This is a genomic window from Paraburkholderia sediminicola (genome assembly GCF_046027355.1).
Classification (GTDB): domain Bacteria; phylum Pseudomonadota; class Gammaproteobacteria; order Burkholderiales; family Burkholderiaceae; genus Paraburkholderia; species Paraburkholderia sediminicola_B.
The window spans coordinates 1-943 of record NZ_JAQQEK010000122.1; the positions used below are offsets into that span (position 1 = coordinate 1).

1 protein-coding gene is annotated in these 943 nt (G+C 64.5%); it reads left to right on the forward strand.

Annotation, left to right across the window (positions count from 1 at the left end; all coding sequences use genetic code 11):
• Positions 1-188: 188 nt before the first annotated feature.
• A partial coding sequence (locus tag PQR42_RS45550) for a DUF6531 domain-containing protein (RefSeq protein ID WP_408496103.1) occupies positions 189-943 on the forward strand: 755 nt, incomplete at its 3' end.

Consider the following 943-nt stretch of genomic DNA (forward strand, 5'->3'; position numbering starts at 1 on the left):
TACGACTACGACGCGGCCGGCAATATCGCGGCGATACGCAGGCAGTCGGCGGTGTCCTCCAGGTCGTCGGCTCGCGGCGAGGCTGCTTCGCTTCCGCCCGACGCTCAAGCAACCGGTCTCGCGCTCGTGTCTGAGCCAATAGGTTCGCGATAGTCGACGCCGTCCCCTTCCTTCCATCCAGGAACACCATGCAAGTCACCGATGCCTGTGCGGCGCGTCGTGCGCTGCTGCGTCCGTTCGTCCTGTTTTTGTTTGTGCTGCTGTCGTGGTTTGTGGTGCCGCATGCGCGTGCCACGGAGTGCAGCACCCTTTATGCCAAAGCGGGAGCATATCCTGCGGATCCGCGGTGCCCTTTGCAGGCGGCGTCGGCTGACTTCGGTGGAATGGGCGGCTATGTCTGCGGCGACCCGGGCGAAATAAACGCCTATTGCTCCGGGCCGTCAGCTGGCACCACGACCGAGCCGGTTTCACCGGACGACACTGTGAACCTGGATGGCGACGACACGGGCGGTCAGCCCGGCGGTACAGGTTGCAATGGTGGCGATGCCACGGCCGGCTGCGGCAGCAGCACATCGGGCGGCGATCCTGTCCGGCTGTTCACCGGCCAGTTCCATCTCGTCGCCCATGACCTGCATGTCGCTGACACGATCGCGTTGGACCTCGCGCGGGTCTACCGAAGCAGCGCCTACGACACATCGGGCCGTGCGATGGCAGGCGCCTTCGGCATCGGCACGACACTCAATTACGACGGTTATCTCACGATCGGCTCCGCGGGCGCGAACGGTGTTCGGCAACTGGTGCAACTGTATTTGCCCAGCGGAGTGCGCGTGCCGTTCACCGCACGTGCTGGAACCAGTACAACCTGGGACGACCTCACGAGCCCGGGCGACTACTATCGCGCCAGTATCACGACTAGCGGGTCGAACAAGGTGCTCACGCTGCG